This is a genomic window from Edwardsiella piscicida (assembly GCF_001896205.1).
Lineage (GTDB): Bacteria > Pseudomonadota > Gammaproteobacteria > Enterobacterales > Enterobacteriaceae > Edwardsiella > Edwardsiella piscicida.
In genome coordinates, this window is sequence record NZ_MPNU01000001.1 from 3708032 (window position 1) to 3721063 (window position 13032).

The following is a 13032-nucleotide window of genomic DNA, read 5'->3' on the forward strand; positions in this document are numbered from 1 at the left end:
TGCCTGCTCTGCCTGCTCTGCCTGCTCTGCCTGCTCTGCCTGCTCTGCCTGCTCTGCCTGCTCTGCCTGCTCTGCCTGCTCTGCCTGCTCTGCCTGCTCTGCCTGCTCTGCCTGCTCTGCCTGCTCTGCCTGCTCTGCCTGCTCTGCCTGCTCTGCCTGCTCTGCCTGCTCTGCCTGCTCTGCCTGCTCTGCCTGCTCTGCCTGCTCTGCCTGCTCTGCCTGCTCTGCCTGCTCTGCCTGCTCTGCAGCAAGCGTCGTCACGGCGGGCGCAATGTCAAGCGCTGGCGTTTCGGCGGGGGCTATCTCTGCGCAAGGTTCGGGAACTGACGCGGGATCGGCGGCCGGAGCGGCCGGCTCGGGCGCGTGCTCCTGCGACTGCGCCGGGGAGTGCTCTTGGGGCTGATCTTCCTGCTGTCGGCCAAATCCCAGCCAGGAGAAAAATCCACGTTTCTTATCTTTTGCCATCTTACGACTCTACTCCCGCCTCAAATCAAGGCTATAAGCGAACTCCCGCCGTTAGCTGGCGCGGGCAAAGCCGCGCGACGAGAGACATCAATTCGGTTTAAAAAATATCAAGGATTGAGTTTATCACTTAACCATCGCTCGCAACATGGATGTAACCGGGTTTCGGGTGGCATTTCAATCAATAAAGGATTAGGCTGTGTTCCGCCTGCGCCCAAGAGCGCCGCAGGCGGCATCTTTGGCCAGCGCGCCTAGCGAAAGCGGCGAAGCGGACCATTAAACAGTATGGCACGGCCTGCGCCGCGCACGCATCCGCTCTGCCGCCGGCTCCGATGGCGGGCGAGCCGTAGGACGGACATCCGTCTGACGCCGCTCACTGTTTCCCCAACGACACTAACAGATTACATGGCAAAAAAACCTCACGCACAACCCTGCGGCCAGATCCGCATCATCGCCGGACAGTGGCGCGGCCGCAAACTGCCGGTGCCGGACAGCCCGGGACTCCGCCCCACCACCGACCGGGTTCGGGAAACCCTGTTCAACTGGCTAGCGCCGATCCTGCACGATACCCAGTGTCTGGATGCCTTCGCCGGCAGCGGCGCCTTGGGGTTTGAGGCCGTCTCGCGCTACGCGGCGCGCGCGACCCTGCTGGAGTCCGATCGGCAGGTCGCGGCGGGACTGCGTAAAAACGCGGCCCTGCTCAACTGTCCCCAGATTGAGGTGATCCACACCGATACGCTGCGCTTTCTGGCGCAGCCGGGAACGCCGTATCAGGTGGTGTTTCTCGATCCCCCCTTCCGCCAGGGGCTGCTGAACGACACGCTGACGCTGCTGGAGCAGAACGGCTGGCTGGCGGCGGACGCCTGGATTTATGTCGAGAGTGAGGTCGACGGCCCTGCCCTGCCCATTCCAGCCAGCTGGGCGCTACAGCGTGAAAAGGTCGCCGGACAGGTCGCCTATCGGCTGTACCGACGCCAGGCGACGGCGCAACACGAGGGAGACAACCATGTGGATTAATATTGGCCGCCTGCTGATGCTGGGCGTGTGGGGATTCATGCTGGCCAACCTGCTGCACGCGTTTCCGCGCCCGCTGAATATCTTCGTCAACGTGGCGATGGTCTTTATGGTGCTGATGCACGGCCTGCAGGTCACCATGCTGAAGAGCACCCTACCGCTGGAGCAGCGCAAGCTCGGCTTTTGGCTGGAGCTGCGCATCTTTCTGTTCGGCGTATTTGAGCTGCTCGCCTGGCAAAAGAAGCAGCCGCCACGCCCGAAGAAATAAGGGCGGTGTCCCGAGACTCTGCGGGACACACGCCGGCGCGTCACTTAAACCGCATCCGGGGAGAAAGCGACGAAGCGGGTGCCCTGCACACGCAGCGTCCCCCGCATCCCAGGCGTCAGCGTCGCACAGTCACGCTCAGGCAGGGTAAAACGCCGCGGCTCCCCTCCCCCCAGCGGCGTAAACTGGAGCGAATAACGTACCGTTTCAGCGACGATCTCCTCCCGCTGGCGCGAACGCAGCGGCGACGGCAGCGCGCGCTTCTCCGTCAGCGTCGCCCGCAGGCTCTGCGACGGCGCGGCATCGTTAGCGGCATGCTGGCGCCGCTGCTGAACAAAGCGCTGGGTCGCCAGCAACGCGATCGCGACCACCACGATGATAAAAAACAGCGGCGGGCGACTCATCAGGGCTTCTTCCCGTTAAACAGCGGAAATACCGCCACGTTATCCGCCAGATCGGAGATACGGGCGCTGCCGCGCTCGGTCACGGCGTCGATACGGATCACCGCCTGAATCGGGATGTAGCTGCGCGTCACCCCGGCGAACTCGCTTTTCAGCTTCTCTTCGCTCGGATCGACCAGCAGCGAGCCGTGGCTGTCAAAGACGAAATCCGCGATCTCAATAAAGCCAAACAGCGGACTCTGTATGATTTCCCGCACGTACAGCTGATAATTTTTTCCGTTATTCATGAACTGGATACGGTATAGCGGCTGACTGGACATGGTGCTGCGTCGACTCCTCCGTTAAGACATTTAACACGATCGCCCGACGGGCGCGCCCACAGCCTAACATAGGGACCCTCGCCTTTACATCGGCAGCGGGAAACCATTGTCGCTCCCGACGCCATCCCCTACACTCAGACCATGGACTCTTCGGCGCGCGGCGCCGATCCCCACACCCTGAGTAGGAGGCTGCATGAGTTGGGCATTTCTGGCGGTTCTATTTTCCGGCTGGCTGTACGTCGACGCCAGTTACCGTGGTCCGAGCTGGCAGCGCTGGCTATTTAAGCCCCTGACCCTGCTGCTGTTGCTGATGCTGGGCTGGAACGCGCCGCATCTGGGGCCCGGCGGCTATTTCATTCTGCTGGGCCTGCTGGCGACCCTGGCAGCGGATGCCCTGCTGCTGCTGCCGCGTGAGCGGATGCTGTATGCCATCGGCGCGCTGTTTCTCTCCCAGCTGCTGTATACCATCAGCTTTGCCAGCGCCATGACCCTGGCTCTGTACTGGCCGCCGCTGCTGATCCTGCTAGCCATCGGCGTGGTGCTGCTGGCCATCATCTGGGGCCCCCTGGAGACCCTGCGCTGGCCCGTGGTCACCTATGTGGCGATGATGCTGGTGATGGTGTGGATCGCCGGGGCCCAGTACTTCGCCCGCGGTGACGATCAGGGATTTTCTCTGCTGCTCGGCGCCTGGCTGCTGCTGCTGGCCAACACCGTCTGGCTTATCGACCGCTTCCGCACCCACTTCCGCGCCGCCGGCGCGCTCATCGCCTTCGGCTACTTCGTCGGACACTTTCTGATCGTCCGCTCCCTGTATCTCTGACTCCGCCGCCGGCCCGCCTTGCGCGGGACCGGCGCTACCCCCGCCCGTACAAACGCCGGTTCATCTCTTCAATACGCCCGTGCAGTAGGCGATTCTGCAATGTCTTGCACCAGCTGGCGGAAAGCCCGGCGCAGGCCAGCAAGCGGCGGTACTCCGCTTCATCGAACGGCATGTGGAAAACAATGGCGATACACTGCGCCACGCTGATATCACCGTTGCGCGACACCAGCTCCAGCGGGCAGCGATCGCCGACGCGCCCCTCCGCCACGACCCGGTACAGCCAGCCGCAGCGGCCACTTTGCTGCATGTGCAGGGAGAGATCGCCTATCTCCATCATCTGATTCAGCTTGTAGCAGGGAGAACGCGGCTGAGTCACCTGAATCAGCGCCTCGCCCCAGCGATAAATATCGCCGATAAAGACCGACGCCTCATCCATCCCGAGAGTCGACAGGTTTTCACCGAAGACCGCGGCCTCAAAACGCTCCGCCTGCTGCGGATACGCCTGACGCCAGTAGTCATAGTGCTCGCGCGGATAGTGGCACAGCGCCCGATCGGCGCCGCCGTGTATCCGCGACTCCGCCTGTTCATCCCCCGCTAGCCCCAGATGCAGCAGCGTCAGGGCATCGGTCATCTGATGTTTAACGATGGCGCTGCTTTTACCGCCGATAAAAGGTGCACAGCGACCAACGTAGACTTCGGGATAGCGCATGACGATAGCTCCAGATGAGGGGAAAAGGATTTGCCGCCCACCACTATAGCGGGCAACGGCAGCGGAGAAAACCGCCGCATGCGGCGGCACAGACGGGCGTAACTCACACGGCGAGCAGGCGCTGAGGATGGGTAAAAATCGTCCCCTTCCCGGGACGGCAGAACCCCACCAGCGTCAGGTTGCAGCGCTCAGCCACCTCAATGGCCAGGGTGGTGGCCGCGGAGACGGCGAACAGGATCTCCACCCCGCACATCGCCGCCTTCTGTACCATTTCATAGCTGGCGCGGCTGGATACCAGCGCCGCACCGGCCTGCCACCCGGGCTGGCGGGCACGCAGGCCCAGCAGCTTATCCAACGCCACATGACGCCCGACGTCCTCGCAGCCTCCCTGCAGCACCCCCTCGCCGTCAAGCCACGCGGCGGCGTGGGTACAGCCGGTCAGGTTACCGATCGTCTGCACCTCGCGCAGGCGCGCCAGCGCGCCGTCCAGCGTCGCCAGATCGAAACGCTGGCTAAACGGCAACGGCGCCAGCGGACGCAGCGCATCGCCAATCTGTTCAACCCCGCACACGCCGCACCCGGTGCGACCGGCCAGCGAGCGACGGCGCGCCTTCAGCGCCATAAAACAGCGACTGGAAAGCTCGATCTGAACCTCCAGCCCATGACAGGCCGTCTGAACCTCCATGCCGTAGATGTCCTGCGGCGAACGGATGATCCCCTCTGACAGGGAGAAGCCCAGGGCAAACGCCTCTAGCTCTTTCGGCGACGCCATCATCACTACGTGGGAAATACCGTTATAGACCAGGGCGACCGGAACCTCGTTGGCGACCCAGTCAGGCCGCGGCTCGCTCGGTTCGGTGCGTGGCCAGACCGGAACGGTCGTCGCGCCGCACACGCGCTGCGGCAGTAGAGACGCTCTCTTATTCACGTGCTATTCCCATCAAATTGACCGGTAAGGGAAAAACCCATCGCCTCTCACCGGACGCTATATCCATGACGATCAATTTTCACCGACATGACCGCCGCGTAGCGCAGTTCGACCGAAAGGGCAACTCAGTAATTTGAATCACATAACAAAAATGGAAAAAAGAAGCTAAAAACAGCGCATTTCCCTATCAAAAGGCACCCTGTTTTAAAACCTCTCATTAACATTTTAATATACTTTCATGGTACACTGCGAGTAGGGAAATAATACCCAAAAAAGCGACACGCAATAACAAACAATGAAAAGGAAACACACCGGCAGCATCGGGCCCGCCGGGGTATTTCAACAAACAATGTGGCTATTTGAGGAGCAATCCATGCAAGTCAGCAGAAGACAATTCTTCAGGATCTGCGCTGGCGGTATGGCAGGAACAACGGCAGCGGTGCTGGGCTTCGCCCCGTCGCTGGCTTTGGCGCAAACCCGGCAGTACAAGCTACTGCGCGCGAAAGAAACCCGTAACACCTGTACATACTGTTCCGTTGGCTGTGGGCTGTTGATGTACAGCCTGGGGGATGGTGCCAAAAACGCAAAGGAGAGTATTTTTCATATCGAAGGGGACCCGGATCATCCGGTAAACCGCGGCGCGCTGTGTCCGAAGGGCGCCGGTCTCATCGATTTTATCCACAGCGAATCCCGACTGCAGTACCCAGAATACCGCGCGCCGGGCTCCAACGTCTGGCAGCGCCTCAGCTGGGATGAGGCCTTTACCCGCATCGCCCGCCTGATCAAGCAGGACCGCGATGCCAACTTCATCGCCACCAACGCCCAGGGCGTCACCGTCAACCGCTGGCTGAGCACCGGGATGCTATGCGCCTCGGCGTCCAGCAACGAAACCGGCTATCTGACCCAAAAGTTTAGCCGGGCGCTGGGGATGCTGGCAGTCGATAACCAAGCACGTGTCTGACACGGACCAACGGTAGCAAGTCTTGCTCCAACATTTGGTCGCGGTGCCATGACCAACCACTGGGTCGACATCAAGAACGCTAACCTGATCGTGGTGATGGGCGGTAACGCCGCCGAGGCCCACCCGGTCGGTTTCCGCTGGGCGATGGAAGCCAAAATCCATAACAACGCCAAGCTGATCGTGATCGATCCGCGCTTTACCCGCACCGCCGCGGTGGCCGATTTCTATACCCCGATCCGCTCGGGCACCGATATCGCCTTCCTCTCCGGTGTGCTGCTGTACCTGATCGATAACAACCAGATCAACGCCGAATATGTGAAGAACTACACCAACGCCAGCCTGCTGGTGCGGGAGGACTTTACCTTTGAAGATGGCCTGTTCAGCGGCTACGACGCGGACAAACGCCGTTACGATAAGCGCAGTTGGAACTACCAGTTGGACGATCAGGGCTTTGCCAAACGCGACGATACCCTGCAGGATCCGCGCTGCGTATGGAATCTGCTGCGAACCCACGTATCACGCTATACCCCAGAGGTGGTCGAAAACCTGTGCGGCACCCCGCGCGCCGACTTCCTGAAGGTCTGTGAATACATCGCGGAGACCAGCGCGCCGGATAAGACCACCTCTTTCCTGTACGCCCTGGGCTGGACCCAGCATACGGTCGGCGCCCAGAACATCCGCACCATGGCGATGATCCAGCTGCTGCTGGGCAACATGGGGATGGCCGGCGGCGGCGTCAACGCGCTGCGCGGCCACTCTAACATCCAGGGGCTGACGGATCTGGGGCTGCTGTCGACCAGTCTGCCGGGCTATATGAGCCTGCCGTCAGAGCAGCAGACCGACCTGGCCAGCTACCTGGCCGCCACCACCCCGAAACCGACCCTGCCCGGCCAGGTCAACTATTGGGGCAATACGCCCAAGTTCTTCGTTAGCCTAATGAAGTCCTTCTATGGCGATAAGGCGCAGGCGCAAAACAGCTGGGGATTTGACTGGCTGCCCAAGTGGGACAAAGGCTACGACGTCCTGCAGTACTTTGAGATGATGTCGCAGGGGAAGGTCAACGGCTATATCTGTCAGGGCTTTAACCCGGTCGCCTCGTTCCCGAACAAGAACAAGGTGGTCGACTGTCTGTCCAAGCTGAAGTTCCTGGTGACCATCGATCCGCTGAATACGGAAACCGCCTGCTTCTGGCAGAACCACGGCGAGCTGAACGCGGTCGATCCGACCACGATCCAGACCGAGGTCTTCCGCCTGCCCTCCACCTGCTTCGCCGAAGAGAACGGCTCCATCGTCAACTCCGGACGCTGGCTGCAGTGGCACTGGAAAGGCGCCGATGCGCCGGGGATCGCCCGTAACGACGGCGAGATCCTCTCCGGGATCTTCCTGCGTCTGCGCGAGATGTACGCCAAAGAGGGCGGCGCGCTGCCGGAGGCGGTGCTCAACATGTCCTGGGACTACCTGACGCCGGAAAACCCGCATCCGGAAGAGGTGGCCCGCGAGAACAATGGCCGGGCGTTGGCCGATCTGACCGATCCGGTCAGCGGCGCCGTGATCGTCAAGAAGGGACAGCAGCTCAGCTCCTTCGCTCAGCTGCGCGACGACGGCAGCACCGCCAGCGGCTGCTGGATCTTCGCCGGTAGCTGGACCGAAGAGGGCAACCAGATGGCGCGCCGCGACAACAGCGACCCCTCCGGCCTGGGCAATACCCTGGGCTGGGCCTGGGCCTGGCCGCTGAACCGCCGCATCCTGTATAACCGCGCGTCGGCGGATCCGTCAGGGAAACCCTGGGATCCCAAGCGCGAACTGCTGCACTGGGACGGCGCCAAGTGGGTCGGCATCGATATCCCGGACTACAGCAATGCCCCGCCCAACAGCGGCGTCGGGCCGTTCATCATGCAGCCAGAGGGAATGGGGCGCCTGTTCGCCATCGACAAGATGGCCGAAGGCCCGTTCCCGGAGCACTATGAGCCGTTCGAAACGCCGCTGGGCACCAACCCGCTGCACCCCAACGTGGTCTCCAACCCGGCGGCGCGCGTCTTTAAAGACGATCTGGCGCAGATGGGCAAGGCGGAGCAGTTCCCCTACGTCGGCACCACGTACCGTCTGACCGAACACTTCCACTACTGGACCAAGCATGCGCTGTTGAATGCGATCATCCAGCCGGAGCAGTTCGTCGAAATCGGTGAGCGGCTGGCCAACAGCAAGGGCATTGCCAACGGGGATACGGTGAAGGTCAGCTCCAACCGCGGCTATATCAAGGCCAAGGCGGTAGTGACCAAGCGCATCCGCACCCTGCAGGTCAACGGTAAGGCGGTCGATACCATCGGGATCCCGATCCACTGGGGTTACCTGGGCGTGGCGCGTCCCGGCTTCTTGGCCAACACGCTGACGCCGTTTGTCGGCGATGCCAATACGCAGACGCCGGAGTTCAAGGCGTTCCTGGTTAACGTGGAAAAGGTGTAACGGAGGCTAACCATGTCACTGCAATCCCAAGACATTATTAAGCGTTCGGCCACCAATTCCCTGACGCCGCCCCCCAACGGGCGCAATCACCAGGAGGAAGTGGCCAAGCTTATCGACGTAACCACCTGCGTCGGCTGTAAGGCCTGCCAGGTGGGCTGTTCAGAGTGGAACGATATCCGGGATGAGGTCGGACACTGCGTCGGGGTGTATGACAACCCCGCCGATCTGAGCGCCAAGTCCTGGACGGTGATGCGCTTCTCGGAGGTCGAAGAGAACGGCAAGCTGGAGTGGTTGATCCGTAAGGATGGCTGCATGCACTGTGCCGATCCGGGCTGCCTGAAGGCCTGCCCGTCGGCGGGCGCCATCATCCAGTACGCCAACGGTATCGTCGACTTTCAGTCCGAGCACTGCATCGGCTGCGGCTACTGCATCGCCGGCTGCCCGTTCAACGTGCCGCGCATGAACCCGGAAGACAAGCGGGTGTACAAGTGCACCCTGTGCGTCGACCGCGTCGCCGTCGGCCAGGAGCCGGCCTGCGTCAAAACCTGCCCGACCGGCGCCATCCACTTTGGCACCAAGGCGGCGATGAAGACGCTGGCGGCCGAGCGCATCAGCGAACTGCAGGGGCGCGGCTTTGCCGATGCCGGTCTGTACGATCCGCCGGGCGTCGGCGGCACCCACGTGATGTATGTGCTGCACCACGCCGACAGACCCGAGCTGTACCACGGGCTGCCGAAGGATCCGCATATCGATACCCCCATCACACTGTGGAAGGATGTGCTCAAACCGGTCGCCTTTGCCGGTTTTATCGCTACCTTTATCGGGCTGCTGTACCACTACATCGCCGTCGGTCCCAATACGGAGGACGAAGACGATCACGACGATACGCCGCGGGGGAACGCTGGCGGGCAGGAGCATAGCCAGGCGCAAGGACATGCAGAGGAGAATCACCATGAGCAAAAATAATCTGATCCTGCGCACCCGGTTTATCGACCGGGCGTGTCACTGGACGGTGGTGATCTGCTTCTTCCTGGTCGCGCTATCCGGGATAGCGCTGTTCTTCCCCACGCTACAGTGGCTCACCGAAACCTTCGGGACACCGCAGATGGGGCGTATTCTGCACCCCTTCTTCGGCGTGCTGATCTTTGTTACCCTGCTGGTTATGTTCTTTCGCTTCGTCAGGCATAACCTGTTCGAACGCCAGGATATTCCCTGGTTTAAGGGGATCATTGAGGTGCTGAAGGGCAACGAGCACCTGGTGGCGCGCGTGGGTAAATATAACCCGGGGCAGAAAGCGATGTTCTGGAGCATCATGAGCCTGATCCTGGTGCTGCTGATCACCGGCATCATCATCTGGCGCCCCTACTTCGCCGATCGCTTTCCGATCCCGCTGGTGCGCTACTCGCTGCTGCTGCACGCCGTCGCCGCCATCGTGCTGATCCATGCCATCCTGATCCATATCTACATGGCGTTTTGGGTCAAAGGCTCGATCAAAGGGATGGTGGAAGGCAAGGTCAGCCGTCGCTGGGCCAGAAAACACCACCCGCGCTGGCTAGAGGAAGTGGAAGAAGAAGAAAAGGAGGCCCAGTCCGGTAAGAAGCCGAGCTGATCCCCCATTCTGTCGCGGACCCCTCCCGTCGCCCCCGGGGCGGCGGGAATCCGCGATGTATTCACAACACATCAGACGAAACCCTATGAGCATTCGAATTCTTCCCCAGGAGCAGATCGACGCCGAACGCCGCTCAGGCGCGCTGGGCCCGATCGCTCCGCTGCTGCTGCCCAACCTGCAGCGACTGTACCGCCAGCGCGCAGAGCGTCTGCGCACGCTGGCAGACGAACACCCGCTGGCCGACTATCTGTGCTTTGCTGCCACGCTGGCCGACGCGCAGCAGCAGGCGCTGTTCGATAACCCGCTAACCCTGGATCTGGCGCCGGTCGTCGCCAACGCCGCCGCCAACGGCACCCCGCCGCTGGCGACGCAAACCTTCGCCCGGACGCCCCACTGGCAGCGGCTGCTGCTGGCCATCATCGCCGAGCTGCGTCCCCAGGCACCGGCGCACGTACTGCCGGTGCTGGAGGGATTGGAGAAGTGCGCCGCCGGTGAGCGCGAAGCGCTGGCCAGCGCCCTGCTGGCGGGCGATTACGCCGCCGTCGGCAGCGACAGGGCGCTGTTCCTGTGGGCCGCCCTCTCGCTTTACTGGGCCCAAATGGCCAGCCAGCTGCCCGGACGGGCGCAGGCGGAGTACGGCGAACAGCGCCACGTTTGCCCGGTGTGCGGCAGCATGCCGGTCAGCAGCGTCGTGCACATCGGCGGTAGCAACGGGCTGCGCTATCTGCACTGCAGTCTGTGCGAAAGCGAATGGCATATGGTGCGCGTGAAGTGCAGCAACTGCGAGGAGAGCCGCGATCTGAGCTATTGGTCGCTCGACAGCGAGCAGGCGGCGGTAAAAGCTGAAAGCTGCGGCGACTGCGGCAGCTATCTGAAAATCCTGTACCAGGAAAAAGACAGCGGCGTCGACGCCGTGGCCGACGATCTCGCCACGCTGCTGCTGGATGCCAAAATGGAAGAGGCGGGCTTCGCCCGCAGCAGTCTTAACCCCTTCCTGTTCCCCGGAGAGTAAGACTCAGCGCCGGGCGCAGCGCGCCCGGCCATCTCGATACCGCTTACAGGTACATCTTGCGCAGATAGTGCGGCACCGCATCGTCCGCGTTGCTGCCGATCACCTCCCTCTGCGGCAGCAGATCCTTCAGGCGCTGGTGCGCATCGGCCATGATGCACCCCTTGCCCGCCATGCTCAGCATCTCCATGTCATTCATGCCGTCGCCAAAGGCGATGCAGTCTTTCAGGCCATAGCCCAAACGGTGCGCCACAAACTCCAGCGCATGTCCCTTCGACACCCCGCCGGCCATCACCTCCAAACAGGTGGGCAGGGAGAAGCTGACGTTCACCCGATCGCCCCAGCGGGCATTGATCGCCTCCTCCAGCGGCAGCAGCCGATCGTGATCGGCGCAGGTGTAATAGACCTTACAGATGCCGTCCGTCGGCAGCATCGCCGGCTCAAACACATGGTAGTGAAACACCGACTCCTGAAAGAACGCCCGCTGGGCGGGGTCCTCCCTATTCATAAACCAGTCATCGTTGCGGTAAACGTTGGTCAGGATCTGCGGGTCATCGTGCACGATCGAGAAGAGATCGTGGGCGATATCGGGATCCACGTTGTGGCTGAAGATCGGCTCACCCAGCGGATCGTGCACCCGGGCACCGTTGGAGGTGATCATAAACGCCTTGATCCCCAGGCTGTCGCGCACCTGCGCGATATCGATATGGTGACGCCCGGTGGCGAAGACAAAGTGCACCCCTTTCTGGGTCAGCAGACGCAGGGTTTCTCGGGCAAAGGGTGTCAGAGTATGCGCGGGCGACAGCAGGGTGCCGTCCATATCCGAAGCTACGATATGATACATAGAGTACGTTCTAACCTCAGCAGGGGTTGGCGGCAATAGGTGCCGGCGATTCAGAAAATTGTTTAAAAAACCGCACGATAGCGGTTAGCGCTTCGGCACGCTGGCTGTCCCGTTCAAACAGGATCTCATGGCGTGCACCCTTGATAACCAGCGGCGCACCGCCCCAGGGGGCGTTGCCGGCGGCGGCGAGTGTCTGACAAAAACGCAGCTGTGACGCATTATCCACCACGCGATCCTCTGCGGCCTGCAGCAGCAGCAGCGGCGTGACAATCTCCGGCGCCACGCGCTGGATCCGTTCGGCGGCGGCCAGGCTTTCGGCGACCCACTGATAGGTCGGCCCGCCCACCTGCAGCTGTGGATAGTCAGAATAATAGCGCAAAAAACGACGATATCGCACCCGGCTGTGCGTGAGTTCGTTAACCATAAATGGCAGGGGACGCCAGTAGCCGGTGCCCAAGGCATAGCGGGTGCGGCGCGCGCGGCGGCGCGCGGCCCAGCTCAATATGCCATTCGCCAGCCAGCGCGGCAGCGGCAGGCGGATCCCGGTCATCGGCGCACACAGCGCCGCGGCGGTCAGCCCCACGGGGCGGCGGGCCAGAAACAGAGCGCTGATCGCGCCGCCCATCGAGTGCGCCAGTAAGAAACGCTGCCGATAGGGGCGCGCCAGCAGCTCGCGCTGCCACAGCTGCTGCAGATCATCCACGTAGTCGTCAAAGCGCTCCACGTGGCCGCGGTGCGAGTCGGCCAGCATCCGCTCGGAGGTTCCCTGGCCGCGGTGGTCGATGATCACTACATCATAGCCACTCACAAACAGATCGTAGGCCAGCTCCGGATATTTCATATAGCTTTCAATGCGCCCCGGGGCGATCAGTATCGCGCGGGTGTGCCGCGCATCGCAAAAGGCCACGTAGCGGATCGCTACGCCGTCAACGCCGCAGAATTCGCCCTCTCGGCGCCGCTGCCAAAAGTCCAGCAGCGGGCCGGTCGTAAACGCAGCAAAGCCACGCTCACGCGTCAGCCAGCCGTGGATCATGGAAGACATCGGTGTCATTGTCATGGTATCGCGCAGGAAAATAAGAGTAGCGCGGTGCGCCGTTACTGCGGGCTATTGTGGCATAAAAAGTGGCCTGCGGGGAGCTCTCCCCCTGCGGTGCGCGGCGCCGCGATTATTAGTCCCGCGCGCCGATCCCTCCGCTGCCATCGAATAAATTCACTTGCGCATCGCGG

13 protein-coding genes and 1 pseudogene are annotated in these 13032 nt (G+C 62.0%); 7 read left to right on the forward strand and 7 right to left on the reverse strand.

Annotation, left to right across the window (positions count from 1 at the left end; genetic code table 11):
* Positions 1 to 465, reverse strand: a pseudogene (locus tag BRD58_RS18300) (signal recognition particle-docking protein FtsY); the annotation flags it as partial.
* A gap of 402 nt (positions 466 to 867) precedes the next feature.
* Between BRD58_RS18300 and rsmD the strand changes: the two are divergent.
* Together rsmD and BRD58_RS17135 are read left to right on the forward strand one after the other, a co-directional pair.
* Positions 868 to 1479: a 16S rRNA (guanine(966)-N(2))-methyltransferase gene (rsmD, locus tag BRD58_RS17130; RefSeq protein WP_012850127.1), complete on the forward strand. Its 612-nt coding sequence runs from the start codon at positions 868 to 870 to the stop codon at positions 1477 to 1479.
* A complete protein-coding gene (locus tag BRD58_RS17135; RefSeq protein WP_012850128.1) occupies positions 1469 to 1744 on the forward strand; it encodes a DUF1145 family protein in 276 nt (91 codons plus the stop codon). Before rsmD ends, BRD58_RS17135 begins: the two co-directional genes overlap by 11 nt.
* 44 nt (positions 1745 to 1788) lie before the next feature.
* Here the strand turns inward: BRD58_RS17135 and BRD58_RS17140 are convergent, their stop codons facing one another.
* Both BRD58_RS17140 and BRD58_RS17145 read right to left on the reverse strand, forming a co-directional pair.
* Positions 1789 to 2145 carry a DUF2500 domain-containing protein gene (locus tag BRD58_RS17140; protein WP_069579488.1) on the reverse strand — a complete coding sequence of 119 codons (357 nt, stop codon included), beginning with the start codon at positions 2143 to 2145 and terminating at the stop codon, positions 1789 to 1791.
* Entirely contained in the window at positions 2145 to 2462 is a 318-nt protein-coding gene (locus BRD58_RS17145) for a DUF1820 family protein (RefSeq protein ID WP_012850130.1), read from the reverse strand. The genes BRD58_RS17140 and BRD58_RS17145 overlap by 1 nt, the downstream gene beginning before the upstream one ends.
* 193 nt (positions 2463 to 2655) lie before the next feature.
* Between BRD58_RS17145 and BRD58_RS17150 the strand changes: the two genes are divergently transcribed.
* Positions 2656 to 3282, forward strand: a complete 627-nt coding sequence (locus BRD58_RS17150) for a lysoplasmalogenase (RefSeq protein WP_012850131.1) — start codon at positions 2656 to 2658, stop codon at positions 3280 to 3282.
* Between the two features lie 34 nt (positions 3283 to 3316).
* Here BRD58_RS17150 and yiiM read toward each other — a convergent pair whose 3' ends face one another.
* Together yiiM and fdhD are read right to left on the reverse strand one after the other, a co-directional pair.
* Positions 3317 to 3991, reverse strand: coding sequence for a 6-hydroxyaminopurine reductase (gene yiiM / locus BRD58_RS17155; protein WP_069579490.1), 675 nt, complete (start codon positions 3989 to 3991; stop codon positions 3317 to 3319).
* A 103-nt stretch (positions 3992 to 4094) separates the two neighbouring features.
* Positions 4095 to 4919, reverse strand: coding sequence for a formate dehydrogenase accessory sulfurtransferase FdhD (gene fdhD / locus BRD58_RS17160; RefSeq protein ID WP_012850133.1), 825 nt, complete (start codon positions 4917 to 4919; stop codon positions 4095 to 4097).
* Positions 4920 to 5292: 373 nt separating this feature from the next.
* Here fdhD and fdnG point away from each other — a divergent pair, with 373 nt between their 5' ends.
* From fdnG to fdhE, 4 genes are all read left to right on the forward strand, one after another.
* Positions 5293 to 8343, forward strand: coding sequence for a formate dehydrogenase-N subunit alpha (gene fdnG, locus BRD58_RS17170; protein WP_109579853.1), 3051 nt, complete (start codon positions 5293 to 5295; stop codon positions 8341 to 8343).
* 12 nt (positions 8344 to 8355) lie between these two features.
* Complete coding sequence (gene fdxH, locus BRD58_RS17175; protein WP_012850136.1) at positions 8356 to 9309, forward strand: formate dehydrogenase subunit beta; 954 nt, start codon at positions 8356 to 8358, stop codon at positions 9307 to 9309.
* Positions 9296 to 9952, forward strand: coding sequence for a formate dehydrogenase-N subunit gamma (fdnI, locus tag BRD58_RS17180; protein WP_012850137.1), 657 nt, complete (start codon positions 9296 to 9298; stop codon positions 9950 to 9952). Before fdxH ends, fdnI begins: the two co-directional genes overlap by 14 nt.
* Before the next feature lie 85 nt (positions 9953 to 10037).
* Positions 10038 to 10964, forward strand: coding sequence for a formate dehydrogenase accessory protein FdhE (gene fdhE / locus BRD58_RS17185; RefSeq protein ID WP_015462473.1), 927 nt, complete (start codon positions 10038 to 10040; stop codon positions 10962 to 10964).
* 43 nt (positions 10965 to 11007) lie between these two features.
* Here the strand turns inward: fdhE and yigL are convergent, their stop codons facing one another.
* Together yigL and pldB are read right to left on the reverse strand one after the other, a co-directional pair.
* The gene (yigL, locus tag BRD58_RS17190; protein WP_012850139.1) at positions 11008 to 11805 is read right to left on the reverse strand and encodes a sugar/pyridoxal phosphate phosphatase YigL; all 798 of its coding nucleotides are present in this window, start codon (positions 11803 to 11805) and stop codon (positions 11008 to 11010) included.
* A gap of 16 nt (positions 11806 to 11821) precedes the next feature.
* Positions 11822 to 12856 carry a lysophospholipase L2 gene (gene pldB, locus BRD58_RS17195; RefSeq protein WP_071890371.1) on the reverse strand — a complete coding sequence of 345 codons (1035 nt, stop codon included), beginning with the start codon at positions 12854 to 12856 and terminating at the stop codon, positions 11822 to 11824.
* Positions 12857 to 13032: the final 176 nt, after the last annotated feature.

What these genes read in the sequence shown, in the direction of transcription:
- BRD58_RS17135 (WP_012850128.1), top strand. Translation starts at nt 1,469, where the DNA reads ATGTGGATTAATATTGGCCGCCTGCTGATGCTGGGCGTGTGGGGATTC.
- fdhE (WP_015462473.1), top strand. Translation starts at nt 10,038, where the DNA reads ATGAGCATTCGAATTCTTCCCCAGGAGCAGATCGACGCCGAACGCCGC.
- fdxH (WP_012850136.1), top strand. Translation starts at nt 8,356, where the DNA reads ATGTCACTGCAATCCCAAGACATTATTAAGCGTTCGGCCACCAATTCC.
- fdnI (WP_012850137.1), top strand. Translation starts at nt 9,296, where the DNA reads ATGAGCAAAAATAATCTGATCCTGCGCACCCGGTTTATCGACCGGGCG.
- yiiM (WP_069579490.1), bottom strand. Translation starts at nt 3,991, where the DNA reads ATGCGCTATCCCGAAGTCTACGTTGGTCGCTGTGCACCTTTTATCGGC.
- BRD58_RS17150 (WP_012850131.1), top strand. Translation starts at nt 2,656, where the DNA reads ATGAGTTGGGCATTTCTGGCGGTTCTATTTTCCGGCTGGCTGTACGTC.
- BRD58_RS17140 (WP_069579488.1), bottom strand. Translation starts at nt 2,145, where the DNA reads ATGAGTCGCCCGCCGCTGTTTTTTATCATCGTGGTGGTCGCGATCGCG.
- BRD58_RS17145 (WP_012850130.1), bottom strand. Translation starts at nt 2,462, where the DNA reads ATGTCCAGTCAGCCGCTATACCGTATCCAGTTCATGAATAACGGAAAA.
- pldB (WP_071890371.1), bottom strand. Translation starts at nt 12,856, where the DNA reads ATGACACCGATGTCTTCCATGATCCACGGCTGGCTGACGCGTGAGCGT.
- yigL (WP_012850139.1), bottom strand. Translation starts at nt 11,805, where the DNA reads ATGTATCATATCGTAGCTTCGGATATGGACGGCACCCTGCTGTCGCCC.
- rsmD (WP_012850127.1), top strand. Translation starts at nt 868, where the DNA reads ATGGCAAAAAAACCTCACGCACAACCCTGCGGCCAGATCCGCATCATC.